At 71.7% G+C, this 22,493-nt stretch carries 22 protein-coding genes; 16 read left to right on the forward strand and 6 right to left on the reverse strand.

The genetic code is table 11. The annotated features are described in order from the left end of the window. Window positions 1-120 precede the first annotated feature (120 nt). Genes ACIPXM_RS18240 through ACIPXM_RS18255 form a run of 4 tightly spaced genes read left to right on the forward strand, consistent with a single transcriptional unit; the run spans window position 121 to window position 3,402 of the window. Window positions 121-1,197 carry a PhoH family protein gene (locus tag ACIPXM_RS18240; protein ID WP_401656359.1) on the forward strand — a complete coding sequence of 359 codons (1,077 nt, stop codon included), beginning with the start codon at window positions 121-123 and terminating at the stop codon, window positions 1,195-1,197. Window positions 1,198-1,209: 12 nt separating this feature from the next. Then, a complete protein-coding gene (gene ybeY, locus ACIPXM_RS18245) occupies window positions 1,210-1,707 on the forward strand; it encodes an rRNA maturation RNase YbeY (protein ID WP_401656361.1) in 498 nt (165 codons plus the stop codon). 22 nt (window positions 1,708-1,729) lie between these two features. Then, window positions 1,730-3,052 (forward strand): hemolysin family protein, encoded by a 1,323-nt coding sequence (locus ACIPXM_RS18250; RefSeq protein ID WP_401656363.1) that lies wholly within the window; start codon window positions 1,730-1,732, stop codon window positions 3,050-3,052. Then, window positions 3,049-3,402 carry an MmcQ/YjbR family DNA-binding protein gene (locus ACIPXM_RS18255; protein ID WP_401656365.1) on the forward strand — a complete coding sequence of 118 codons (354 nt, stop codon included), beginning with the start codon at window positions 3,049-3,051 and terminating at the stop codon, window positions 3,400-3,402. The genes ACIPXM_RS18250 and ACIPXM_RS18255 overlap by 4 nt, the downstream gene beginning before the upstream one ends. A gap of 53 nt (window positions 3,403-3,455) precedes the next feature. Here ACIPXM_RS18255 and ACIPXM_RS18260 read toward each other — a convergent pair whose 3' ends face one another. Continuing rightward, window positions 3,456-4,901: an MFS transporter gene (locus ACIPXM_RS18260; RefSeq protein ID WP_401656367.1), complete on the reverse strand. Its 1,446-nt coding sequence runs from the start codon at window positions 4,899-4,901 to the stop codon at window positions 3,456-3,458. Window positions 4,902-4,991: 90 nt separating this feature from the next. Here ACIPXM_RS18260 and ACIPXM_RS18265 point away from each other — a divergent pair, with 90 nt between their 5' ends. From ACIPXM_RS18265 to era, 7 genes are all read left to right on the forward strand, one after another. Further along, the gene (locus ACIPXM_RS18265) at window positions 4,992-5,879 is read left to right on the forward strand and encodes a helix-turn-helix transcriptional regulator (RefSeq protein ID WP_401656369.1); all 888 of its coding nucleotides are present in this window, start codon (window positions 4,992-4,994) and stop codon (window positions 5,877-5,879) included. A 125-nt stretch (window positions 5,880-6,004) separates the two neighbouring features. After that, window positions 6,005-6,757 carry a hypothetical protein gene (locus ACIPXM_RS18270; protein ID WP_401656371.1) on the forward strand — a complete coding sequence of 251 codons (753 nt, stop codon included), beginning with the start codon at window positions 6,005-6,007 and terminating at the stop codon, window positions 6,755-6,757. A 57-nt stretch (window positions 6,758-6,814) separates the two neighbouring features. Further along, a complete protein-coding gene (locus ACIPXM_RS18275) occupies window positions 6,815-7,177 on the forward strand; it encodes a cytidine deaminase (RefSeq protein ID WP_401656373.1) in 363 nt (120 codons plus the stop codon). Window positions 7,178-7,477: 300 nt separating this feature from the next. Continuing rightward, window positions 7,478-7,957: a hypothetical protein gene (locus ACIPXM_RS18280; RefSeq protein ID WP_401656375.1), complete on the forward strand. Its 480-nt coding sequence runs from the start codon at window positions 7,478-7,480 to the stop codon at window positions 7,955-7,957. Between the two features lie 193 nt (window positions 7,958-8,150). Beyond that, on the forward strand, window positions 8,151-9,500 hold the full coding sequence (locus ACIPXM_RS18285) for a beta-xylosidase (protein ID WP_401656377.1): 1,350 nt from the start codon (window positions 8,151-8,153) through the stop codon (window positions 9,498-9,500). Window positions 9,501-9,615: 115 nt separating this feature from the next. Then, window positions 9,616-10,575: a WxL protein peptidoglycan domain-containing protein gene (locus ACIPXM_RS18290; protein WP_401656914.1), complete on the forward strand. Its 960-nt coding sequence runs from the start codon at window positions 9,616-9,618 to the stop codon at window positions 10,573-10,575. Window positions 10,576-10,604: 29 nt separating this feature from the next. Continuing rightward, window positions 10,605-11,564: a GTPase Era gene (gene era / locus ACIPXM_RS18295; RefSeq protein WP_401656379.1), complete on the forward strand. Its 960-nt coding sequence runs from the start codon at window positions 10,605-10,607 to the stop codon at window positions 11,562-11,564. Between the two features lie 36 nt (window positions 11,565-11,600). On the opposite strand, the gene ACIPXM_RS18300 is transcribed toward era, so the two are convergent. The 3 genes from ACIPXM_RS18300 to ACIPXM_RS18310 all read right to left on the reverse strand — a co-directional run bounded on the left by ACIPXM_RS18300 (window position 11,601) and on the right by ACIPXM_RS18310 (window position 14,426). Further along, entirely contained in the window at window positions 11,601-12,971 is a 1,371-nt protein-coding gene (locus ACIPXM_RS18300) for a PQQ-binding-like beta-propeller repeat protein (protein ID WP_401656381.1), read from the reverse strand. A gap of 95 nt (window positions 12,972-13,066) precedes the next feature. Beyond that, window positions 13,067-13,333: a protealysin inhibitor emfourin gene (locus ACIPXM_RS18305; protein WP_401656384.1), complete on the reverse strand. Its 267-nt coding sequence runs from the start codon at window positions 13,331-13,333 to the stop codon at window positions 13,067-13,069. A gap of 1 nt (window position 13,334) precedes the next feature. Beyond that, window positions 13,335-14,426 (reverse strand): M4 family metallopeptidase, encoded by a 1,092-nt coding sequence (locus tag ACIPXM_RS18310; RefSeq protein ID WP_401656386.1) that lies wholly within the window; start codon window positions 14,424-14,426, stop codon window positions 13,335-13,337. Window positions 14,427-14,717: 291 nt separating this feature from the next. On the opposite strand from ACIPXM_RS18310, the gene leuA reads away from it, so the two are divergent. From leuA to ACIPXM_RS18325, 3 genes are all read left to right on the forward strand, one after another. After that, a complete protein-coding gene (leuA, locus tag ACIPXM_RS18315) occupies window positions 14,718-16,481 on the forward strand; it encodes a 2-isopropylmalate synthase (protein ID WP_401656388.1) in 1,764 nt (587 codons plus the stop codon). Window positions 16,482-16,708: 227 nt separating this feature from the next. Next, a complete protein-coding gene (locus ACIPXM_RS18320; RefSeq protein WP_401656390.1) occupies window positions 16,709-18,055 on the forward strand; it encodes a choice-of-anchor A family protein in 1,347 nt (448 codons plus the stop codon). A gap of 132 nt (window positions 18,056-18,187) precedes the next feature. Continuing rightward, entirely contained in the window at window positions 18,188-18,880 is a 693-nt protein-coding gene (locus tag ACIPXM_RS18325) for a TerB family tellurite resistance protein (protein ID WP_401656392.1), read from the forward strand. Window positions 18,881-18,982: 102 nt separating this feature from the next. Here the strand turns inward: ACIPXM_RS18325 and ACIPXM_RS18330 are convergent, their stop codons facing one another. Further along, on the reverse strand, window positions 18,983-20,356 hold the full coding sequence (locus ACIPXM_RS18330) for an FAD-dependent oxidoreductase (RefSeq protein WP_401656394.1): 1,374 nt from the start codon (window positions 20,354-20,356) through the stop codon (window positions 18,983-18,985). A gap of 194 nt (window positions 20,357-20,550) precedes the next feature. Continuing rightward, complete coding sequence (locus ACIPXM_RS18335; RefSeq protein ID WP_401656396.1) at window positions 20,551-21,387, reverse strand: hypothetical protein; 837 nt, start codon at window positions 21,385-21,387, stop codon at window positions 20,551-20,553. Between the two features lie 151 nt (window positions 21,388-21,538). Here ACIPXM_RS18335 and ACIPXM_RS18340 point away from each other — a divergent pair, with 151 nt between their 5' ends. Continuing rightward, entirely contained in the window at window positions 21,539-21,901 is a 363-nt protein-coding gene (locus ACIPXM_RS18340) for a DUF1304 domain-containing protein (RefSeq protein ID WP_401656398.1), read from the forward strand. Continuing rightward, on the forward strand, window positions 21,898-22,485 hold the full coding sequence (locus ACIPXM_RS18345) for a TetR/AcrR family transcriptional regulator (RefSeq protein WP_401656400.1): 588 nt from the start codon (window positions 21,898-21,900) through the stop codon (window positions 22,483-22,485). Before ACIPXM_RS18340 ends, ACIPXM_RS18345 begins: the two co-directional genes overlap by 4 nt. Window positions 22,486-22,493 lie beyond the last annotated feature (8 nt).

A 22,493-nucleotide genomic window follows, 5' to 3' on the forward strand; every position in this document is an offset into this window, starting at 1 on the left:
GTACCGCCCGCCAAAAAGCATTCAGCGTTGTCGGGGTCGAGTCGTAGGCTTGGAAGCCGAGAGGTTGTCGAGCAGCGAGAACCCCGCAACGGGAGGTATGTGCAGGCCCAGTGCCGGCCCATGACTCAGACACCCACAGCCCGCGATGGAGCGCCCCGCGACGGGGCGCCGGGACAGGCCCGCGCCCACTTCACCGTCCCCGCCAAGCACCCGATGGTGACCGTTCTCGGTTCCGGTGACGCACTGCTGCGCGTGATCGAGCGGTCCTTCCCCGACGCGGACATCCACGTCCGGGGCAACCAGGTCAGCGCGGTCGGCGAAGCGGCGGAAGTCGCGCTGATCCAGCGCCTGTTCGACGAGATGATGCTGGTGCTCCGCACCGGTCAGCCGATGACGGAGGACGCAGTGGAACGCTCGATCGCCATGCTCAGGGCGAGCGAGAACGGCAACGCGGAGGACGGCGAGGGCGAGACCCCCGCCGAGGTGCTCACGCAGAACATCCTCTCCAGCCGCGGTCGCACGATCCGCCCCAAGACCCTCAACCAGAAGCGCTATGTCGACGCCATCGACAAGCACACGATCGTCTTCGGCATCGGCCCCGCCGGCACCGGAAAGACCTATCTGGCCATGGCCAAGGCGGTCCAGGCCCTGCAGTCCAAGCAGGTCACCCGGATCATCCTGACCCGGCCCGCGGTCGAGGCCGGTGAGCGGCTCGGCTTCCTGCCCGGCACGCTCTACGAGAAGATCGACCCCTACCTGCGCCCGCTCTACGACGCCCTGCACGACATGCTCGACCCCGACTCCATCCCCAAGCTGATGGCCAGTGGGACGATCGAGGTCGCGCCGCTGGCGTACATGCGCGGACGCACGCTCAACGACGCCTTCATCATCCTCGACGAGGCGCAGAACACGAGCCCCGAGCAGATGAAGATGTTCCTCACCCGCCTCGGCTTCGACTCGAAGATCGTCATCACCGGTGACGTCACCCAGGTCGACCTGCCGAACGGGACGAAGAGCGGTCTGCGCCAGGTCCAGGACATCCTGGAGGGGGTCGACGACGTGCACTTCTCGCGGCTCACGTCCCACGATGTCGTACGGCACAAGCTCGTCGGCCGTATCGTCGACGCGTACGAGAAGTACGACAGCGCCAACGCCCGCGCCGACGAGCAGCAGCGCACCGGCCGCAAACGGAAGTAGAAGCAGCAGCACATGTCGATCGACGTCAACAACGAGTCCGGAACCGAGGTCGACGAGCAGGCGATCCTCGACATCGCCCGCTACGCGCTCGCGCGGATGCGCATCCACCCGCTCTCCGAGCTCTCGGTGATCGTCATCGACGCCGACGCCATGGAGCAGCTCCACATCCAGTGGATGGACCTGCCGGGCCCGACGGACGTCATGTCCTTCCCGATGGACGAGCTGCGTCCGCCGGCGAAGGACGACGAGGAGCCGCCGCAGGGGCTCCTCGGCGACATCGTGCTCTGCCCCGAGGTCGCCAAGAGGCAGGGCGACGAGGCCCCGACGCAGCACTCCATGGACGAGGAGCTCCAGCTCCTCACCGTCCACGGAGTGCTGCACCTCCTCGGCTACGACCACGAGGAGCCGGACGAGAAGGCCGAGATGTTCGGCCTGCAGGCCGCCATCGTGGACGGCTGGCGCGCGGAGAAGGGCCTCACCGGCCCGTCCCCGGCGCCGACCGTCTCCTGACCCGCCCCGGCCGGTCGCCGTCATGAACGCACAACTGATCCTCGGCGCGGTCGCCCTGGTCGTCGTCGCCTGGCTCGCCGCCTGCGCCGAGGCCGGCATCGCCCGCGTCTCCAGCTTCCGCGCCGCCGAGGCCGTCCGCTCCGGGCGGCGCGGCGCCGAGAAGCTGGCCCAGGTCGCCGCCGACCCCACCCGCTATCTCAACGTGGCGCTCCTCGTGCGCGTCGCCTGCGAGATGGCGGCCGGGGTCCTCGTCACCTACGCCTGCCTCGAAGCCTTCCCGGAGACCTGGGAGGCGCTGCTCGTCGCCATCGCCGTCATGGTGCTCGTGTCGTACGTCGCCGTAGGCGTCTCGCCGCGCACCATCGGCCGCCAGCACCCGCTGAACACGGCGACCGCCGCCGCGTACGTGCTGCTGCCGCTGGCCCGGATCATGGGCCCCATCCCGCAGCTGCTCATCCTCATCGGCAACGCGCTCACCCCCGGCAAGGGCTTCCGCAAGGGCCCGTTCGCCTCCGAGGCCGAGCTGCGCGCGATGGTCGACCTCGCCGAGCAGGAGTCCCTGATCGAGGACGACGAGCGCCGCATGGTGCACTCCGTCTTCGAGCTCGGCGACACCCTGGTGCGCGAGGTCATGGTGCCGCGCACCGACCTGATCTGCATCGAGCGCTACAAGACCGTCCGTCAGGCCCTCACCCTCGCGCTGCGCTCCGGCTTCTCGCGCATCCCGGTGACCGGGGAGAACGAGGACGACATCGTCGGCATCGTGTATCTGAAGGACCTGGTCCGCAAGACCCACATCAACCGGGACGCCGAGGCCGACCTGGTGTCCACCGCGATGCGCCCGGCGGCCTTCGTGCCCGACACGAAGAACGCCGGTGACCTGCTGCGCGAGATGCAGCAGGAGCGCAACCACGTCGCCGTCGTCATCGACGAGTACGGCGGCACGGCCGGGATCGTCACCATCGAGGACATCCTGGAGGAGATCGTCGGCGAGATCACCGACGAGTACGACCGGGAGCTGCCGCCCGTCGTGACGCTCGGCGAGGACCGCTACCGGGTCACCGCCCGGCTCGACATCGGCGACCTCGGCGAGCTCTACGGCTTCGGCCCCGACGAGTACGACGACGAGGACGTGGAGACCGTCGGCGGGCTGCTCGCCAAGGCCCTCGGCCGGGTGCCGATCGCCGGGGCCAAGGCCGTCGTCGAACTGCCGGACGGCCGGACCCTGCGGCTCACCGCCGAGTCCACGGCCGGCCGCCGCAACAAGATCGTCACCGTGCTCGTCGAGCCCCTGACGAAGACCGACGGACCGGACGACACCCCCGGGGAGCGTGCCGAAAGATGACGCCCGAGCAGCTGCGCGCGTTCTGCCTGGACTTCAACGACGCGAGCGAGGAGTTCCCGTTCGGTCCCGAGGTCTCGGTCTTCAAGGTGGCGGGGAAGGTGTTCGCGCTGTCCTGGCTGGACGCCCGGCCGCTGCGGATCAATCTCAAGTGCGACCCCGATGACGCCGTACGGCTGCGCGAGGAGCATCCCGCGATCACCCCCGGCTATCACATGAACAAGCGGCACTGGAACACGGTGGTCGTGGGAGAGCTCCCGGACCGGATGGTCCGGGAGCTCGTCGAGGACTCGTACGACCTCGTCGTGGCGGGTCTGCCGAAGGCGGTACGGCTCCGCCTCGACCGGCCCTGAGGGCGCCGCCACCCCTGGGGCGCCGGCGGCCCTGAGCCACCGGCCGCCCCGGGTCACCTGCGGCGCAGCCCCAGGGCCACCACGACGCCCGCGCCCAGCAGGATCGCCGCGTCGAGGGCGAGGACCGTGCGGACACCCCCGTACAGGCTCCCGCCCGTCGTCGCGAGCACCCCGAGCAGCGGGATGCCGATGGTGATGCCGACCTGCTGGGTGGTGGTCACCAGACCGGTGGCCAGACCCTGCTCCTCGTCCGGCACACCGGAGGTGACGGTCACGCCGTACGCGATGATCGCGCCCAGGTGGCACATCGAGGCCAGCGAGACGAAGACGGCGGCGATGATCGCGCCCGAGGTGGCGCCGATGCCCAGGATCGCCGCCGTGAGCAGCCCCTGCCCGAACAGTGAGACCACCAGGGTGCGGCGGGCGCCGAAGCGGCCGATCACCTTCGGGGCGAACGAACCGGCGAGCACCGACAGGACGCCCTGGACACCGAAGACCAGACCGGTGAGGAAGCCCGACAGGCCCAGCGTCTCCTGCAGGTACAGGGTCAGGACGAACACGACCGTCGACATCATGGAGAAGGTGACGAGACCGCCCAGGTTGCCGAAGGCGACCGTGCGCCGCTTCAGCATCGGCAGCGACACCAGCGGCGCGGCGCTGCGGGACTCCACGATCACGAACGCGGTCAGCAGGGCCACCCCCGCGACCAGCGTCACCAGGACGTCCGCGCCGCCGAAACCGCGCTCGGCCGCCGTCGACAGGGCGTAGATCAGCGAGAGCAGACCGCCGGTGACGGTCACCGCGCCCGGCACGTCCAGCTTCGGGCGCTCCGGAGTGCGGGACTCCGGCAGCAGACCCGGCGCCAGCGGCAGCACGATCACGCTGAACAGGGTGAGCAGCGCCATCGTGGAACGCCAGCCCAGGGCGTCGGTCATGACCCCGCCGAGGACCATGCCGACCGTGAAGCCCAGCGACAGCAGCGTGCCGGAGATGCCGAGCGCCCGGTCGCGCTGCGGGCCCTCGGGGAAGGTCGTGGTCAGCAGCGACATGCCGGTCGGCACGATCATCGCCGCGCCCAGGCCCTGCAGGGCGCGCCCGGTGAGGAAGGAGGCCGGGTCCCAGGCGAGGGTGGCGAGCAGCGAGGCCGCGCCGAACAGCGCGAGGCCGGTCAGGAACAGCTTCTTGCGTCCGTACAGGTCGCCGATCCGGCCGGCGAGCAGCAGGAAGCCGCCGGACGGCAGGGCGAAGGCGGTGACCGCCCACTGCAGGGCGGCCGGGCTGAGGCCGAGGTCGGCGCCGAGCACCGGCAGCGCCACGTTCAGGACGGAGAAGTCGAGCGCCACCATGAACTGGGCGGCGCACAGCACGATCAGGATCAGCCGGGCCCGGCCGGTGAGCGCGGGCGGAGCCGGAGCCGGAGCGGGAGAAGGCGCGGGAGCGGGGGACGGGGAGTTCTGCGGGGCGGCCGGGGGTGCGGCCTGGGAGGACACGGTTGCCATGGCCACGACTCTGCTGGCCCGGGAACAACCGTGGGGAGCGGGAACTTATCCTGTTGGTCGTACCACCAGGCATCCAGGGGGAGGAAGCACGTGGCCACCGCGCTTGAGAGCACCGACGCCAAGAGCCACCGACTGGCCGAGCTCCGCGAGTTCCTGATGAGCCGCCGGGCCCGGGTCAGCCCGGCCGAGGCGGGCCTCCCGGACGGCGGCGCCCGGCGCCGCACCCCGGGCCTGCGGCGCGAGGAGGTCGCCGTGCTCGCGGGGGTCGGGGCCTCCTGGTACCAGTGGCTGGAGCAGGGCCGCGACATCACCGTGTCGCCGCAGGTCCTCGACTCGGTGGCGCGGGTGCTGCGGCTCAGCCCGGCCGAGCGGCGCCATCTGTACGCCCTGGCGGGGCTCAACCCGCCCGCGCCGGAGACCGACCCGAAGGCCCGCGACATGTGCGACGGGCTGCGGCGGCTGATCGACGCGTGGATGCCGTTCCCCGCGCACATCATGGACGTGTACTGGAACACGGTGCTCTACAACGACGCGGCGGCGCTGGTGTTCGGGATGCGCCCCGAGACCGTCCAGAACTGCCTGATCTCCTTCTTCACCGACGAGCTCTACCGCTCCCGGATGACCAGTTGGGAGGAGCTGGCGCCGAAGGTGGTCGCCCAGTTCCGGTCCGCCTGCTCGGAGCGCCCCGACGACGAGGGCTTCCGGGCGGTCGTCGAGGAGGCGCGGGAGGCCAGCGAGGAGTTCGCCGAGCTGTGGGAGCGCCGGGACATCCTGCCGGGCGGCCAGAACCGCAAGGAGATGGAGCACCCGCTGGCCGGGACGCTGGTCGTCGAGGCCACCCAACTGCGCGTCCCCGCCCGCCCCGACCTGGTCATCGTGATGCACACGCCGCTGGCGGAGGCGGACACGGCGGCGAAGCTGGAATGGCTGGTCACGCCGGAGGCGCGGCGCGGGGCGATGTACCCGGTGGCGGGCTGACCGTCCGCCGCTCCGGAGATCTTGGCTGTCACTCGCGCCGGATATCCTCCGGCGGCCCGGTCGTTCGCTCGCGCGTTCGTACGGGTGTCCTGTTCGATGTCCCCATCTCCCAGAGGCACTTCACCATGCGCACTCGCATCACCCGCGGCCTCGCCGCGGCCCTCGCCGTCCCCGCCCTCGCGCTGACCGCCGCCTGCGGCGGCTCCGACGGGGCCAAGGACGACACCAAGCCGAAGGCCCCGGCGGGCACGACCGCGGCCGGGACGCCGTCGGCCGCGCCGACCACCAGCGCCGCGCCCGAGGCCACCGGGCCGCTGACGGCCGCCCAGATGAAGGGTGCCCTGCTCGAGCTGAAGGACCTGCCGTCCGGCTGGAAGGGCAGCGCCCACGCCTCCGCCGAGTTCGCGGTCAAGGCCGACAAGGCGGAGTGCCGGCCGCTCGCCGAGGCGCTCAGCGCGAAGATCCCCGGGGCCACGACGGGACCGTCCGCCGACTTCGCACTCGGCAACAACGCGTCCGAACTCAGCGAGTCCATCCAGACCTTCGGCTCCGCCGCCGACGCCACCGCCTTCACCGAGAAGCTGTCCGCCGCGCTCGACTCCTGCACCAGCTTCACCGCCGACCAGGACGGCACCTCGATGAAGACCGGCGTCGAGAAGCTGACCGCCCCGAAGACCGCCGAGGAGGCCATCGCGGTCCGGCTGAAGCTGGCCGTCGCGCCCGGCGTCACGGTCGAGCCGACCGTCCTCGTCGCCCGCCAGGGCAGCGGTCTGATCCGGGTCCTGCACCTCGCCGACAGCGCCAAGGCGAAGGGCGACTTCGACGCGTTCGCGAAGCTCGCGGGCGACAAGCTGGCGAAGGCCGCCGCCCAGGGCTGACCGGACCCCGCCCCGGCCCGGCCCGGGCCCGACCGGACCCCGGCCTATCCTCGGATCATGACACTCAACCGCGAGCACGACGACCTCGGCGCCGAGGACCTCAAGATCATCACGCTGGCCCGCAGCGCCCGCGCCCGCAACGGGGTGCCGGAGGGCGCGGCGGTGCGCGACGAGACCGGCCGGACCTATGTCGCCGGGACCGTGGCCCTGGAGTCGCTCAAGCTCAGCGCGCTGCAGACCGCGGTCGCCATGGCCGTGGCCAGCGGCGCCCAGTCCCTGGAGGCCGCCGCCGTGGTCTCCACCGCCGAGGCCGCGTCGGACGCGGACCGCGCGGCGGTACGGGACCTGGGCGGCCCCGAGACCCCGGTGCTGCTCGCGGGCACCGACGGGCGGCTGCGCTCCGCGGTCACCGCGGGCTGAGCGGTCGGACGACGGCGCCACACCGCGAAGGAGCGGCCGGGGCGGGGGCCGGGATCGAGTGATCCGGCCATCCCCGGGCGGATGAGACACCGGGCCCGGTGCGTGAGACGCGCGCCGGGCCCTTCCCGTACCCCCGTGCGAGGACCCTGGGCACGGCACTTGTGCTCTTGTGAAGAATGCGCATCAATAAGCAGCGACCGGTCCGACGGACCGTCAGATCTCCGCCGTTCTCGCGGAGTCCGCTTGACGCAGCGTCCGCACCCCTGCGTTCTGCATCGGAATCGGAAGGGGTACGACCTCATGAGAAGCAGAAGCAGCTTAGGGATCGTCGCGGTGCTGTCCGGAGCGCTCGCCGCCGCCGGGCTCGCCTTCGCGCCGGGGGCCGCCGCCGTCTCGCCGGGCACGGCGACGGCGACGTACGACTGTGGTTCCTGGGGTGGTGGCGGCGCCACGCTCACCGCCACCCAGAGCGGCACCGCCGCCACGATCACCATCACCTCCGCGGTGAAGACCCCGATCGCGGTCGGCGCCGACCAGATCAACTCCACCTTGACCCTGGCCAAGGCGGGCGGCGGCACCCGGGTGTTCAGCGGCAAGAAGAACCCGGCGCTCGCCGCCAACCAGTCCGTCACCATGGGCCCGCTGAGCGGCACCGTCGCCTCCGGCGACAGCCTCAACTCGTACTTCGCGGGCACCGCGCTCAAGATGGTGATCTTCGGTGTCACGGTGAACTGCGACGCGCTCACCTCGCAGTCCCCCGGCCCCTTCGTGTTCAGCTGATCCGCACCCTCCCGCACGGCCGACCGGCATCGCCACTGGCGGTGCCGGTCGCTGTCGTGAGCTGGGCAAATACCGACATCTACTGATCTTGACAGTATCTGATGGGTCATCAGTCGATGGATTTCGATTCCATTGACTTCTCATCGCCCGCGCCCGTCAATGGCGCCCTCTCATCCCTCAGGAGGGGGCCCACATGGCACTCGCACGCAGCCGCGCGGCGGCCCGAAGACGGCGCCGCTGGACCGCCGGCCTCGGCGCCACCGCGCTCGCGCTCACCGTGGGCGGGGCGTTCGCCGCCCCGGCCGGAGCGCTCTCCACCGCCTCCCAGGCCGTGGAGTTCCAGACCCACTGCATTCCGCCGCCGATCGCCGGGATCCCGCCCATCGACGGCACCACCACGGCCCAGATCACGGTCGACAAGACCGCGCCCAAGGTCGGCGAGACGGTCACGGTCACCTACACGGTCACCAAGCCCGCCGCGTCCAACCCGGTGGACCTCGCCCTCCCGGCCGACATCATGACCCCCAGCGGCAAGGTCGCCCTCACCGGCGCCCAGACCGGCTCGGTCACCGTCACCGGCGAGAAGAAGAACCCGCCGGTCCCCGGCAAGGGCTCCTTCCCGGCCTTCTCCATGAAGGGCACCTTCACGGTCACGTCACCCGGTGCGATCAACCTCTCGCCCGGTGACTACAACATCCACACCAGCTACATCATGGAGCTGGACACCCCCTGCACCGTGACCAACCCGCCCGCGCCCGTCTCCGAGACGGTCACCGCGGCGGCCCAGCCCGGCGCCAACGAGCGGTCCCTCCAGCTCGACAACGCGTCCGGCGCCCCCGGCGTCCGGGTCACCGTCTCGGGCAGCAAGTTCACCCCGCTCACCGAGGTCACCGTCGTCGGCCGGGCCGGTGCCGCCGAGACCGCCGACAAGATGACGGTCACCACGGACAGCGAGGGCGGCTTCGCCGCGCGCCTGAAGGTCAACGACAAGGCGACCTCCGGGATCGTGGCGTACGAGGGCGCGGCCTGGGACCCGGAGAAGGGCGCGGGACCCGTCGCGTACCAGGTCATCGACGACACCCCGACACCGCCGAACAGCCAGAAGATCTCGGCCTCGGTCAAGGCGGGCGAACTGTCGATGACCCAGGCCGGTGACGCCGTGCAGCTCTCGGCGGTCGACTTCGGCCAGGGCGGGGCGGCCACCGGCGCGCTCCAGACGGTGACCGTCAAGGACTTCCGCGGCGGCCCCGCGGGCTGGTCCCTGACCGGCAAGGTCACCGACTTCACCGGCCCGGCGGGCGCGTCCATCGGCGCCGGGAAGTTCAGCTGGACCCCGGCCTGCACCACCAAGGCCGGCAGCCCGAGCACCTGCGTCCCCGGCACGGCCGGGACCGTCGGCGGCACCGGCGCGACCCTCGCGTCGACCTCCAACGGCACCGTCACCGGTGGTGAGTTCACCGTCGACGCGGGTCTCTCGCTGGACGTCCCGGCGTTCAGCGCGCCCGGCTCGTACGCGGGTGTGCTCACGCTGACGCTGTCCTGACCGTGTCCTGACCACGCGCAAGAGAACCGAGCCAAAGGGGTCCGCACCCGTGCCGCGCAAGCCGTACGTCCTCCTGCGACTGCGATCCACCCGATCCACCCGATCCACCCGAACCATCCGAACCATCCGGTTCACCCTTGGCCTCCTGGCCGCCGTGCTGCTGCTCGGCGTCCAGGGGGCTCCCCCCGTCTCCGCGGCCGAGAACGGCGAGTGGGCCGTCTACCCGGCCGCCTCACGGCTCGGCAGCCGCCCGTACTTCTACCTCTCGGCCGATCCCGGCACGACCGTCACCGACAAGGTCACCGTCACCAACAAGACCGCCGCCCCGCTGACCTTCCTGCTCTACGGCGCCGACGCCTACAACACCGAACGCGACGGCGGCTTCGCCGTCCGCACCCGGCAGGAGAAGCAGACCGGCGCCGGAGCCTGGATCAAGCCCGCCCAGGACAAGGTGACCGTGCCGCCCCGGTCCGCCGTCACCGTCCCGTACACCCTCACCGTCCCCGACGACGCCGAGCCCGGCGACCACCCCGGCGCCGTCGTCGCCCTCGACGAGCGGATCGCCAAGGGCGCGGCCGGTGACGTGGCCCTCGGCGTGCAGCGCGCCGTCGGCGCCCGCGTCTACCTGCGGGTCGGCGGCCCCACCGTCCCGGCGCTCTCCGTCGAGGACGTCACCCTCAGCCAGGACCGGCCCCTCGTCCCCGGAGCCGGATCCAGCACCGCCGTCGTCTCCTACACCCTCTACAACCGGGGCAACGTCGCCCTCGACCCCCGGGTCGCCCTCAAGGCCGAGGGGCTGTTCGGCCGCACCCTGCTCAGCCGCGACCTGGACCGGCTGCCGTCGGAGCTGCTGCCCCGGCAGAAGATCCGGCTGACCGCCCGCTGGAACGGTTCTCCGCAGCTCGACTGGGGCAAGGTGACGCTCACCGTCAGCGCCAAGGACGTCCGCGAATCGGCCGGGGTCTCGTTCGTCGCACTGCCCTGGCTGCCCCTGCTCGTGGTCGTCCTCGGGGGCGTCGCGGGGCTGCTCGGACTGCGCGTCCGCAGACGCCGCAGTGCCGAAGGCGGACACTGAGTACGTGAGGCGGGCGCTCATCGGGGACAATGGCCCCCATGAGCGTTCGCACTTCTGCCACCGATGAGAACACCGCCCCCCACCGGGCGGGATTCGCCTGCTTCGTCGGGCGCCCCAACGCGGGCAAGTCCACCCTCACGAACGCTCTCGTCGGACAGAAGGTGGCGATCACCTCCAACCGGCCGCAGACCACCCGGCACACCGTCCGCGGCATCGTGCACCGCCCGGACGCGCAGCTGATCCTGGTCGACACCCCCGGGCTCCACAAGCCGCGCACCCTGCTCGGCGAGCGCCTCAACGACGTCGTCCGCACCACCTGGGCCGAGGTCGACGTGATCGGCTTCTGCCTGCCCGCCGACCAGAAGCTCGGCCCCGGCGACCGCTTCATCGCCAAGGAGCTCGCCGAGGTCCGCAAGACCCCCAAGGTCGCCATCGTCACCAAGACCGACCTGGTCGACTCCAAGGCCCTCGCCGAGCAGCTGATCGCCATCGACCAGCTCGGCAAGGAGCTGGGCATCGAATGGGCGCAGATCGTGCCGGTCTCCGCCGTCGGCAACAAGCAGGTCCAGCTCGTCGCCGACCTGCTCATCCCGCTGCTCCCGGAGTCCCCGCCGCTCTACCCGGAGGGCGACCTCACCGACGAGCCCGAGATGGTCATGGTCGCCGAGCTGATCCGCGAGGCCGCCCTGGAAGGCGTACGGGACGAGCTGCCGCACTCCATCGCGGTCGTCGTGGAGGAGATGCTGCCGCGCGAGAACCGCCCGGCGGACCGGCCGCTGCTCGACATCCACGCCAACGTGTACATCGAGCGGCCCAGCCAGAAGGGCATCATCATCGGCCCCAAGGGCAAGCGCCTGAAGGAGGTCGGGATGAAGTCCCGCAAGCACATCGAGGCGCTGCTCGGGACCCCGGTCTTCCTCGACCTCCACGTGAAGGTCGCGAAGGACTGGCAGCGGGACCCCAAGCAGCTCCGCAAGCTCGGCTTCTGAGCCCCGGCGGCCGGTGCCCGGCTCACCGGGCTCGGCTCACCAGGTCCGGTAGGCGGTGAAGGGGCTCGGTGTGCCGTCGCCCCACCGGGCGGCGACGAACAGGCCGTCGAACCGGAACAGGCCCGTCAGCCCGTCGTTGTCGCCGCCGGTCTCGCTGTCGAAGGTGCGCTCGTCGACCCGCTCACCGGTGGCCGCGTCATAGACGTACAGCTCGTCGAGCCCCTTCCGGGACGTGGTGACGGCGGACACCCGCCCACCGCCCGCGTGCAGGCCGGTGATCTCCCGCCATGGGCCGAAGGACTCCGAGGCCCACACCCGCTTCCCGTTCGCCAGGTCGAACGCGGTGACGCCCACGGAACCGGTGAACAGCTTCCCGTCGGCGACGACCGGCGGACGGGCACTGATGCGGTCGATCTCGGCCCGGACCCGGCCGTCCGCGCCGAAGACCAGATAGCCGTTCACGCCCTGCCCCACGGGCTCGCCGACGTCGAGCACGGTCGGCTCGGCGGAGACGAAGGACAGGCTCGCGTTCGCGGCGACGGGCCGCCGGGCACCGAGCGGGACGACCCATCGGGCCGAGCCGTCGGCCGGGCGGAAGGCTGCCAGTTTCGCCTCGTCCGGGCAGGCGAGGGCGGCGAGCACCCGCTCCCGCGTGACGGCGACCCCACGGGGGTGGCAGCCCTTCGGCACGGCGGCCCGCCAGCGCGGCGCGCCGGTGCGCAGATCGAAGGCGCGCACCCCCGTGCCTTCGCCCGCGGCTCCGATCGTGCCTTCGCCCGTGCCTTCGCCCGTGCCTTCGCCCGTGCCTCCGTCCGTGCCGTCCTCCGCCGGATCGTCGCGGAGCACGGCCAGACCCGCCCCGGCGGCGAGCACGTCGACCTCGTCCTTCGGGTCGGTGGCACCGGCCCGGCGCTCGGTCCGCCACAGCTCGCGGCCGTCCTTCAGATCGATCGCCGCGACGGTGGCGCAGCCCTTGCCGCTCCCGGCACCGCTCCTGCCGGTGCCGCCGCCCGCCATGAGACCGATCAGCGCGACGCCGTCGGCGACCTCGGAGCCGGTGGCGCAGATCTCGGCCCGCCCGGGCACCGCGTACTCCCAGCGACGCTCGCCCGTCCTGGCGTCGAAGGCGGTGACGGCGTCGAAGCGGCTGCGGACGACGGTGTCACCGACGGTCCAGGCCGCGTTGCCGTAGGCGGCGGCGGCCCGGTCGGCCGGGGCGTCCCAGACGCGTTCCATCCCGTCGCCCGGCAGATTGCCCGTGTCGGAGGCGACGCACGAGGCGACGCCCCCGACGAGAGCGAGCGGCACACCGATCAGGACCGACAGCGCGAGCGCCCGGCGGCCCGCCCGTTGCCGGGGCCGGGGCCGGGGCCGGGGTCGTGCGGTCTCGGCCGAGCCTGTCGTCATGCGGATCCCCACCCCCTGCTCGAAGCGTTCGAAGCCTCGTCAGCGTAGGGGATCACCGGTCGTCGGCCCGTGCCCGGCCGGGCCGGGGCCCCGCGCTACGCGCCCTCCTTGAGGAGCCGCGTCACCAGCGCCCGCTGCGCGTCCGTCAGGTCCGGGTCGCAGCAGTGGACCGTACGGTCGTCGACGGTGATCTCGTACGAGAAGCCGTCGGGCACCCCCCGGCCCGCCGGAGCCGCCGGGCCCGCGAGCACGTCGCCCGCCAGGGCGTGCCACTCGCCGGCGTCCTCGCGGCCCGTCGTGTCGACCTCCGCCGACCGCGCAAGGCCCGCGAAGCCGCCGGTGCGCCGCACCCGGATACGCATCTCAGGAAGCCCGCACGCCGACGAGCGACCACGCCTTGAGGACGGCGGCGAGCTCGGCGGCGTCGCCGTAGCGGGCCCGGGCGGCGGTCGCCGTGGCCGTCGCGAACTCGGTGAACCGGGCCTCCTCCGACAGCGTCCCGGCCGTCAGCACGTCGTACCAGATCTGCCCGGCCCGCTCCCACGCGTTCCCGCCCAGCTCGGTCGCGAGCAGGTAGAAGGCGTGGTTGGGGATGCCCGAGTTGATGTGCACGCCGCCGTTGTCGGAGCTCGTACGGACGTAGTCGTCCATCGTCGCGGGCTGCGGGTCCTTGCCGAGGACGTCGTCGTCGTACGCCGTGCCCGGCTCCTTCATGGAGCGCAGCGCCACCGCCCGGTCCACGGCCGGGCCGAGCAGCCCCGCGCCGATCAGCCAGTCGGCCTGGTCGGCGGTCTGGCCGAGCGCGTACTGCTTCACCAGCGAGCCGAAGACGTCGGAGACGGACTCGTTGAGCGCGCCGGACTGACCGAAGTAGGCGAGGTTCGCGGTGTGCTGGGTGACGCCGTGGGCCAGCTCGTGGCCGATCACGTCGACCGGCAGCGTGAAGTCGAGGAACAGCTCGCCGTCCCCGTCGCCGAACACCATCTGCTCGCCGTTCCAGAAGGCGTTGTCGTACTTCTCGTCGAAGTGGACGCTGGCGAGCAGCGGCATCCCGGCGCCGTCGATCGAGTCCCGGCCGTACGCCTTCAGGAAGAAGTCGAAGGTGGCGCCGAGCCCCGCGTAGGCCCGGTTCGCCGTGTTGTCGTCGATCGCCGCCCCGCCCTCCTCGCGCACCCGCACGCCGGGCAGCTCGGTGCCGTGCCGCGCGTCGTACACCGTGCGGTGCGGCTTGCCCGGCGCGGGGGAGTCAGGACCGGCTTCCGCGCCCGGAGCGGCGGCCCTGGCGGTGCGCAGCTCCTGGTCGACGGCGATGGTGCGCGCGGCGGCCGCCGCGAAGGCCGGGTTGTCGGACTCGGCGAGCCGCTTCAGGATGTGCGGCGGGACGATCGCGCAGTGGACGGGGACGATGCCGCCGTGAACGGGACGCGGACGGCGCGGTGACGTGTGGGGAGTCATCCCTGCAATGTGGCACTGCGTGGTGCCGGTGTCACGAGCGGCGACCAGGATTGGCGAAATGGAGTGATGGGTCACCTTTCGGACTTGACGGGTGGGCCGTCCCGCATACTGAAACGGGACGTCCGCCTCCGCCGGGCCTCGGCTACAGTGACGCACATCATGCGTTTCGGGCTGCTTCTCCTTAGCTGCCGCGGCGAGGGCCTGTAGTCGTAGGCCGACCCCCTCCCCGCGGGTTTCGGTGTTGCGTTCGACAGTCGGCCGTCCCCCCTGAGGACCCGAGGAGCCCTACGCATGTCCCAGTCACCCTTCGTCAACCGCCCGACACCCGTCACCACCGCGACGCACCTCCAGCAGCCGTCCGGGATGCCGGTCCACAAGTACGGGCAGTACGAGGCCGTCGAGATCCCCGACCGCACCTGGCCCGAGCGCCGCATCACCAAGGCGCCCCGCTGGCTCTCCACCGACCTGCGCGACGGCAACCAGGCGCTGATCGACCCGATGAGCCCGGCTCGCAAGCGCGAGATGTTCGACCTGCTGGTACGCCTGGGCTACAAGGAGATCGAGGTCGGCTTCCCGTCCTCCGGCGAGACCGACTTCGCCTTCGTCCGCTCGATCATCGAAGAGGGCGCGATCCCGGACGACGTCACCATCTCCGTGCTGACCCAGGCCCGCGAGGACCTGATCGAGCGGACCGTGGAGTCGCTGGTCGGCGCCAAGCGCGCCACCGTCCACCTCTACAACGCGACCGCCCCGACCTTCCGCCGGGTCGTCTTCCGCGGCTCGAAGGACGACATCAAGCAGATCGCGGTCGACGGCACCCGGCTGGTGATGGAGTACGCGGAGAAGCTGCTGGGCCCGGAGACCACCTTCGGCTACCAGTACAGCCCCGAGATCTTCACCGACACCGAGCTGGACTTCGCCCTGGAGGTCTGCGAGGCCGTCTGTGACGTCTGGCAGCCGTCCGAGGGCCGCGAGATCATTCTCAACCTGCCCGCCACCGTGGAGCGTTCGACGCCGTCCACGCACGCGGACCGCTTCGAGTGGATGTCCCGCAACCTGACCCGGCGCGCGTACGTGTGCCTGTCGGTGCACCCGCACAACGACCGCGGCACCGCCGTCGCCGCCGCCGAGCTGGCGATCATGGCCGGCGCCGACCGCATCGAGGGCTGCCTGTTCGGGCAGGGCGAGCGGACCGGCAACGTCGACCTGGTCACCCTGGGCATGAACCTGTTCAGCCAGGGCGTCGACCCGCAGATCGACTTCTCGCAGATCGACGAGATCCGCCGGACCAGCGAGTACTGCAACCAGATGGAGGTCCACCCGCGCCACCCCTACGCGGGCGACCTGGTCTACACCGCCTTCTCCGGCTCCCACCAGGACGCCATCAAGAAGGGCTTCGACGCCATGGAGGCGGACGCCGCCGCCCAGGGCAAGACGGTCGACGAGATCGAGTGGGCGGTGCCCTACCTGCCGATCGACCCGAAGGACGTCGGCCGCTCGTACGAGGCGGTCATCCGGGTCAACTCGCAGTCCGGCAAGGGCGGCATCGCGTACGTCCTGAAGAACGACCACAAGCTGGACCTGCCGCGCCGGATGCAGATCGAGTTCTCCCGGATCATCCAGGCGAAGACCGACGCCGAGGGCGGCGAGGTCACCCCGAAGGCCATCTGGTCGGTCTTCCAGGACGAGTACCTGCCGAACCCGGACAACGCCTGGGGCCGCATCCAGCTGCGCTCGGGCCAGTCCACCTCGGACACCGACGGCACCGACACCCTGAAGGTCGAGGCGGTCGTCGACGGCGTCGACACCGTCCTGACCGGCTCCGGCAACGGCCCGATCTCCGCCTTCTTCGCCGCGCTGCAGGCGATCGGCGTGGACGCCCGCCTGCTGGACTACCAGGAGCACACGATGAGCGAGGGCGCCTCCGCGCAGGCCGCCTCGTACATCGAGTGCGCCATCGACGGCAAGGTCCTGTGGGGCATCGGCATCGACGCCAACACCACTCGCGCGTCCCTGAAGGCGGTCGTCTCGGCGGTCAACCGCGCCGCCCGCTGACGATTTCCTCGCCGCTGCCCCGCACCCTTCCGAGGGTGCGGGGCAGCGGTGCGTTGTGAGGTGCGTCACCCGGCCGGGCCGTTTCATGTTCCCTTAAGGAAGATCCTCCGGACATGCCGGAATCAGCGGTAAATCAGGTGAGTTGACGGCACATCAGGGCCGGGGAGAAAGTCGGCTCGTCCACTCGGACACCACCCTCTTCGCTCCTCTCCGACCTGGAGTTCCGCATGCGCATGCGCACGCCCGCTGCCGTGGCCGCCGTCCTCGCAGTGACCGGGGCAGCCCTCGTCTGGGCCCCCACCGCCTCCGCCACCGGCGCCACGGGCGCGTGCGACACCAACCCGCTGGGCATAGCCGGCCACTACGCCGAGTTCGTCGAGCGGAACTCCACCCGGCACTCCGACTCCGAGGGCGCAGTCGCCGTCGGCGGCGACGCCACCTTCGGCGACCCGGTGGCCCACTCCGGCTTCTCCATCGGCAGCCGCCTCACCGCGGGCGAGCTCGCCGCCCTCCCCGGCGGCCACAGCCTCGTCGTCGGCGGCACCCTCTTCGCCAACCAGGTCGTCCTCGACAAGGGCACCGGCATCGCGGGCAAGGTCGTCGACCGGTCCACCAAGGGCGCCGGCTTCGGCGTCGACGGTGACAAGGTGAAGCAGGGCGCCTCCCCGATCGACTTCGGCAAGGAGTTCGCCTCCCTGCGCGCCCTCTCCAGCGGCTGGGCCGCCGTCCAGCCCAACGGCTCCGTCGGCCGCTCCACCGACTACCAGGGCCTGATGCTCACCGGCACCGACCCCAAGCTGAACGTCTTCGCCGTCGACGCCGCCGACCTGCAGAAGGCCGGAGCCGTCTCCATCAAGGTCCCCACCGGTTCCTCCACGCTCGTCAACGTGCTGGGCGGCTCCTACGACATGAGCACCGCGCCTACGTACGGCGTCTACCTCTGGGACGAGGCCAAGGGCGGCCTGGTGATGGACGACTACGCCGCGGGCAGTGCCTCCTTCAAGAGCGTCCGCTCCAAGCTGCTGTGGAACTTCCCGCAGGCCGAGAGCGTGAAGAAGAACTACACCTCCTGGCCCGGCACGATCTTCGCCCCGCGCGCCACCGTCGAGATGGGCGGCCCGGGCGTCGGACCCGGTCACGTCAACGGCTCCGTGGTGGCCGAAAACCTGCGTACGGTGCCCGGCGCCGAGACCCACCAGATGAACTTCACCGGCTGCCTGCCCACCGGCACCACCCCGGACAAGCCCCCGGTCACCCCCGAGCCGCCGAAGCCCACCCCCACGGACGTGCCGACCAAGCCCGCCACCCCCGGTACCCCCAGCACCCCCGCCACCCCCACGAGCCCCACCAGTCCCAGCGCACCGGAACCGTCGTCCCCGGCCACTTCCTCGCCCTCGCCGTCCTCCTCCGGCTCCGCCGCCGTCCCCGCGCCGTCACCGTCGTCCACCCCGGAGGGTGATCTCGCCACCACCGGCTCGACCTTCGGACCTGGCGCGATGGGCATCGCCGGAGCGGCCGTCCTGCTCGGCGGCGGCTTCCTGGCCTTCGCGAAGCTGCGCAAGCGGGCCTCCTGAGGCCCTCGGCGGCCCGGCGGGTCTCGGCCAGATCGGCGACGTTCTCCTGACGAGGTGCTGACGCCGCATCATCGATGTGGCTAACATCACGCCAACCCGGCAAGGAAGCCGGGCCGTGCAGGGAGGTGCGGCGTGCGGTCAGTGCGGAAGTCTCATGAGCGCGGCTGGGTTCTCTGTGGAATCCGCACCTCCTGGAACACGATCGGCGACGGCGAGTTCTTCTGCGAGGAGTGCGGCGGCGACCGCAACTACCGCCGTCGCACCGGCCGCCGCAGGTTCGCCCTCCTCGGCGTCCCGGTGCTGCCGCGGGGCCACGCGGGCCCGGTCGTGGAGTGCGCGGCCTGCCACAGCCACTTCGGTACGGACGTGCTCGCCCGCCCGACCACGAGCCGGTTCTCCGGGATGCTGCGCGACGCCGTCCACACGGTGGCCCTCGCCGTCCTCGCGGCCGGCGGCACCGGCTCCCGTACCGCCGTGGACACGGCCGTCACGGGCGTCAGGGCGGCGGGCTTCGCCGACTGCACCGCGCTCCAGCTGGTCGAGCTGGTGGAGGCGCTGGCGGCCGACACCGGGCGCTTCCTGCCGGACATCAGCAGCGGGGGAGCGGCGCTCGCCATCGAGCTGCACGAGGCCCTGGAGCCGCTGTCGCCGCACCTGGCCGGATCGGGCCGCGAATCGATCCTGCTCCAGGGCGCCCGGATCGCGCTCGCCGACGGCCCGTACAGCCCGGCCGAGCGGGAGGTCCTGACGACGGTGGGGAACGCGCTGGCGCTCTGTCCCGACGACACGGCACGGCTGCTCGCGACGGCGCGGAAGGTCGGCTGACCGGACCGCGAAACGTGAGGGGCGGGGCCCTGGGACCGGATCATCCGGTCCCAGGGCCCCGCCCCTTCGGTCTGTGTCTGTCTGTCTGTGTCCTCGGCTGCGTCAGGCGAGCTCGACGCCGCTCGCGCGCAGCATGTCCTCGCGCTCGACGATCTTCACGCGCTCGCGGCCCTGCGGCTCGCCCAGCGCCTTCTCGGCGGCGTCGAGGGCGTACCAGCCCTCCCACGTCGTGTACGTGATGCCGCGGGCCTCGAGGAAGGCCACGACCGCGGCCTCGTCCGGGGTCTCCGGGGTGAGCAGCCGCCCGTGGGCGTGGTCGTCCAGGAGGTTGGCCACGGTCTCGTTGGCGTCGCCCTTGGTGTGGCCGATGAGGCCGACGGGGCCGCGCCGGATCCAGCCGGTGACGTAGGTGGAGGCCATGTGGTCGCCGTTCTCCTCGACGACCCGGCCGCCCTGGTCCGGGACGGTGCCGCTGACGGCGTCCCAGGGGAGCTTGGGCAGCTCGTCGGAGAGGTAGCCGACGGCGCGGTAGACGGCCTGGACGTCCCAGTCGGTGGTCTGTCCGGTGCCCTTGACATTGCCGGTGCCGTCCAGCTCGGTGCGCTCGGTGCGCAGGCCGACGACCTGGCCGTCGGCGCCGAGGATCTCGACGGGCGACTCGAAGAAGTGCAGGAACAGCTTGTGCGGGCGGTCGCCGACGTCGCGGATCGCCCAGTTCTCCAGGGTCTTGGCGACCATGTCGGTCTGCTTGTTCTTGCGGCGCTCGGCGATCGAGCCGTCGTCGTAGTCGATGTCCTCGGGGTTGACGATGACCTCGATGTTCGGCGAGTGGTCGAGCTCGCGCAGCTCCATCGGGCTGAACTTGGCCTGCGCGGGGCCGCGGCGGCCGAAGACGTGGATCTCGACGGCCTTGTTGGCCTTGAGGCCGTCGTAGACGTTCGCCGGGATCTCGGTCGGCAGCAGCTCGTCGGCGGTCTTGGCGAGGATCCGGGAGATGTCGAGGGCGACGTTGCCGACACCGAGCACGGCGACCTTCTCGGCCTCCAGGGGCCAGGTGCGGGGCACGTCGGGGTGGCCGTCGTACCAGGAGGCGAAGTCGGCGGCGCCGTAGGAGCCGTCGAGCTCGACGCCCGGGATGCGGAGCTCGCGGTCGGCCATCGCGCCGGTGGAGAAGACCACGGCGTCGTAGAACTCGCGCAGGTCGTCGAGGTGCACGTCGGTGCCGTAGTCGATGTTGCCGAAGAGGCGGACCTGAGGCTTGTCGAGGACCTGGTGGAGGGCGGTGATGATGCCCTTGATGCGCGGGTGGTCGGGTGCGACGCCGTAGCGGATGAGCCCGAAGGGCGCGGGCATCCGCTCGAAGATGTCGATGGACACGCCCGGTTCGGCGGCGGCCTCGGACTTCAGCAGCGCATCAGCGGCGTAGATCCCGGCGGGGCCGGCGCCGACGATCGCGACCCGGAGGGGGCGGGGCATGACGGGTTTCCCTTCGCAAGCGACATCGCGGCGAGGGGTCGCCGCACTTAGGTCACCCTAAATAATCCGCCACGCGAAGCGGTACCCGCCCCCGGTCTATGACCCCATAAGGCCAACTTATGACATCTCAAAGTGGAACCTGGGGTGCTGTTTCAGTGTAGGCGGGCCCCCGGGCGGGCTGCTGGGCGGGCTGGCTATGCGGCCTGGCTCAGCCGGTCGCCGGTGAGGGCGGTGAAGACCGTCCAGACCACCATCACCAGGCCGCAGAGCGCACAGAAGAGGATGAGCGAGCCCACCGCGAGATCGAAGCGGCGCGCGCCCGGATCCTTGTGGGGGTAGGCGTCGGTCGGATCGCCCGGGTCGTGGCTGACCTTGACGTACGGGGCGGAGCTCAGGTGCGGCACGGCGCGGGTGGTGCCCGCCGGGTCGGTGAAGAGGTACGTCCCCGAGCTGGTGGCCGGCCGGGCGAGGACGGTGGTGCCGTGCTTCATCAGGTGCCGCTCGTGGTTCCACGCGCCCAGGGTGGGCACGGCGATCCACAGGCCGACGATGGTGATGCCGCCGATCGGCACGAGGAGGGCGATGCCGGCGGCGTCGCCGGCGAAGCCGATGAGCACGGACGCGGCGACGACCGCTCCGGCGAAGCCGAGCATCCACCGCGTGACGCGACGCATGAACCTCTGGCTCCAGGTCGCCCCGCGGGACCGCACGAAGGCGAGGGCGGCTCCGTCGACCTCGGTGCCCGGCTCCGTGTCCGTGGCGAGTTCCGTGAGCAGGGCGTTCACGCCGTCCGCGAGGGCGGTCGCGCGGGGATCGGTCACGTCGTCGAGCCGGTGGAGCACGGGCTCCGCGCCCGCCCGGGCCCGCAGCTCGATGATGAGACAACGCTCCTCGGCGCGGACGCGGGCCATCGCGGCGAAGGGGATGGTGACCTCTTCGTGGGGGCGCTCCAGGATCAGTCCGTCGGAGACGGGCACCACGACGGCGCCCTCGTTCCCCTGGACTATCGGCAGGGCGGAAATGATCGACATGGGGGTGACATTAAGGCGCGCCGATGGAGTCCGGGTGGCCTTGGGGAGGCGCGAGGAAGATCGTCGACCATGGTTACTCCTGGACAGGTGTCCATGTATGGTGGACACCTGTCCATGATGCGTGTGTGATGTACGAGGGTGGGAGAACCCGATGGAGACGACCGCGAACGTTCTGGTGGGCCTGGTGGCCGCGCTGCACGTCTACTTCCTGGTCCTGGAGATGTTCCTGTGGCAGAAGAGGCCCGGTCGCAAGCTCTCCGGCTTCGACGCCGAACTCGCCCGCGCCACCGCCCCGCTCGCCGCCAACCAGGGCCTCTACAACGGCTTCCTCGCCGCAGGACTCGTCTGGGGCCTCGCCGCCGCCGACCCCACGGGCCACCGCGCCCTGATCTTCTTCCTGAGCTGCGTCGTCATCGCCGGCGTCTACGGCGGCCTCACCGCCAACCGCCGCATCCTCGTCGCCCAGGCCGTCCCCGGAGCACTCGCCCTCGGCGCCGTTATGCTGGCCGGATGACCAGCGCGCCCGCCGACCCCCGAGCCGCGCGGACCCGGGCCAAGCTCACCGGGGCGCTGCTCGCCGAGTGCGCCGACCGGCCGCTGGCCGAGGTCAGCGTCGCGGCGGTGGTCCGCCGGGCGGCCGTCGGCCGCGCCACCTTCTATCTGCACTACGCCGATCTGGAAGCGCTCGCGGTGGACGCGTGCGCGGAGGTCGTACGGGAAGCGGTCGACGCCCTGCACGCCTGGCGCGGCACCCCGGACCCCGCGGCCCCGCCCCCGGCGCTGCTCGCCTTCTTCGACCGCATCGCCGCCCAGGCCCCGCTCCACCGCGAACTCCTCGCCCCGGGCGGCGCGGGCCCACTGGGCCGTGTCCTCCACCACGACCTCCGCACCCGCAGCCGCACCGAACGCGCCCTGGCGGGTGCCCCGGAACCGGACCTCATCGCCTCGGCGGTGGCGGCGACCTTCGCGGCGATCCTGGCGGACTGGCTGCACGGCCTGATCGAGGGAGGGCCGGAGGAGATCGCGGGCAAGGTGTGGCGGGTCCTGATCAATGTGCACCGGACGCCGCTGGGCGGGGGTTCCGGGCCCGGGGCGTGAGCACGCGG

Source organism: Streptomyces sp. NPDC090025, from assembly GCF_044748125.1.
Lineage (GTDB): Bacteria > Actinomycetota > Actinomycetes > Streptomycetales > Streptomycetaceae > Streptomyces.

Bases quoted from the DNA above. Each gene is read 5' to 3' on its own strand.
- ACIPXM_RS18330 (WP_401656394.1), bottom strand. From the start codon at position 20,356: ATGCCCCGCCCCCTCCGGGTCGCGATCGTCGGCGCCGGCCCCGCCGGG.
- ACIPXM_RS18320 (WP_401656390.1), top strand. From the start codon at position 16,709: ATGCGCATGCGCACGCCCGCTGCCGTGGCCGCCGTCCTCGCAGTGACC.
- ACIPXM_RS18310 (WP_401656386.1), bottom strand. From the start codon at position 14,426: ATGACTCCCCACACGTCACCGCGCCGTCCGCGTCCCGTTCACGGCGGC.
- ACIPXM_RS18270 (WP_401656371.1), top strand. From the start codon at position 6,005: ATGCGCACTCGCATCACCCGCGGCCTCGCCGCGGCCCTCGCCGTCCCC.
- ACIPXM_RS18250 (WP_401656363.1), top strand. From the start codon at position 1,730: ATGAACGCACAACTGATCCTCGGCGCGGTCGCCCTGGTCGTCGTCGCC.
- ACIPXM_RS18285 (WP_401656377.1), top strand. From the start codon at position 8,151: ATGGCACTCGCACGCAGCCGCGCGGCGGCCCGAAGACGGCGCCGCTGG.
- ACIPXM_RS18240 (WP_401656359.1), top strand. From the start codon at position 121: ATGACTCAGACACCCACAGCCCGCGATGGAGCGCCCCGCGACGGGGCG.
- ACIPXM_RS18255 (WP_401656365.1), top strand. From the start codon at position 3,049: ATGACGCCCGAGCAGCTGCGCGCGTTCTGCCTGGACTTCAACGACGCG.
- ACIPXM_RS18335 (WP_401656396.1), bottom strand. From the start codon at position 21,387: ATGTCGATCATTTCCGCCCTGCCGATAGTCCAGGGGAACGAGGGCGCC.
- ACIPXM_RS18260 (WP_401656367.1), bottom strand. From the start codon at position 4,901: ATGGCAACCGTGTCCTCCCAGGCCGCACCCCCGGCCGCCCCGCAGAAC.
- ybeY (WP_401656361.1), top strand. From the start codon at position 1,210: ATGTCGATCGACGTCAACAACGAGTCCGGAACCGAGGTCGACGAGCAG.
- ACIPXM_RS18305 (WP_401656384.1), bottom strand. From the start codon at position 13,333: ATGCGTATCCGGGTGCGGCGCACCGGCGGCTTCGCGGGCCTTGCGCGG.
- leuA (WP_401656388.1), top strand. From the start codon at position 14,718: ATGTCCCAGTCACCCTTCGTCAACCGCCCGACACCCGTCACCACCGCG.
- ACIPXM_RS18300 (WP_401656381.1), bottom strand. From the start codon at position 12,971: ATGACGACAGGCTCGGCCGAGACCGCACGACCCCGGCCCCGGCCCCGG.
- ACIPXM_RS18340 (WP_401656398.1), top strand. From the start codon at position 21,539: ATGGAGACGACCGCGAACGTTCTGGTGGGCCTGGTGGCCGCGCTGCAC.
- ACIPXM_RS18280 (WP_401656375.1), top strand. From the start codon at position 7,478: ATGAGAAGCAGAAGCAGCTTAGGGATCGTCGCGGTGCTGTCCGGAGCG.
- era (WP_401656379.1), top strand. From the start codon at position 10,605: ATGGCCCCCATGAGCGTTCGCACTTCTGCCACCGATGAGAACACCGCC.
- ACIPXM_RS18345 (WP_401656400.1), top strand. From the start codon at position 21,898: ATGACCAGCGCGCCCGCCGACCCCCGAGCCGCGCGGACCCGGGCCAAG.
- ACIPXM_RS18275 (WP_401656373.1), top strand. From the start codon at position 6,815: ATGACACTCAACCGCGAGCACGACGACCTCGGCGCCGAGGACCTCAAG.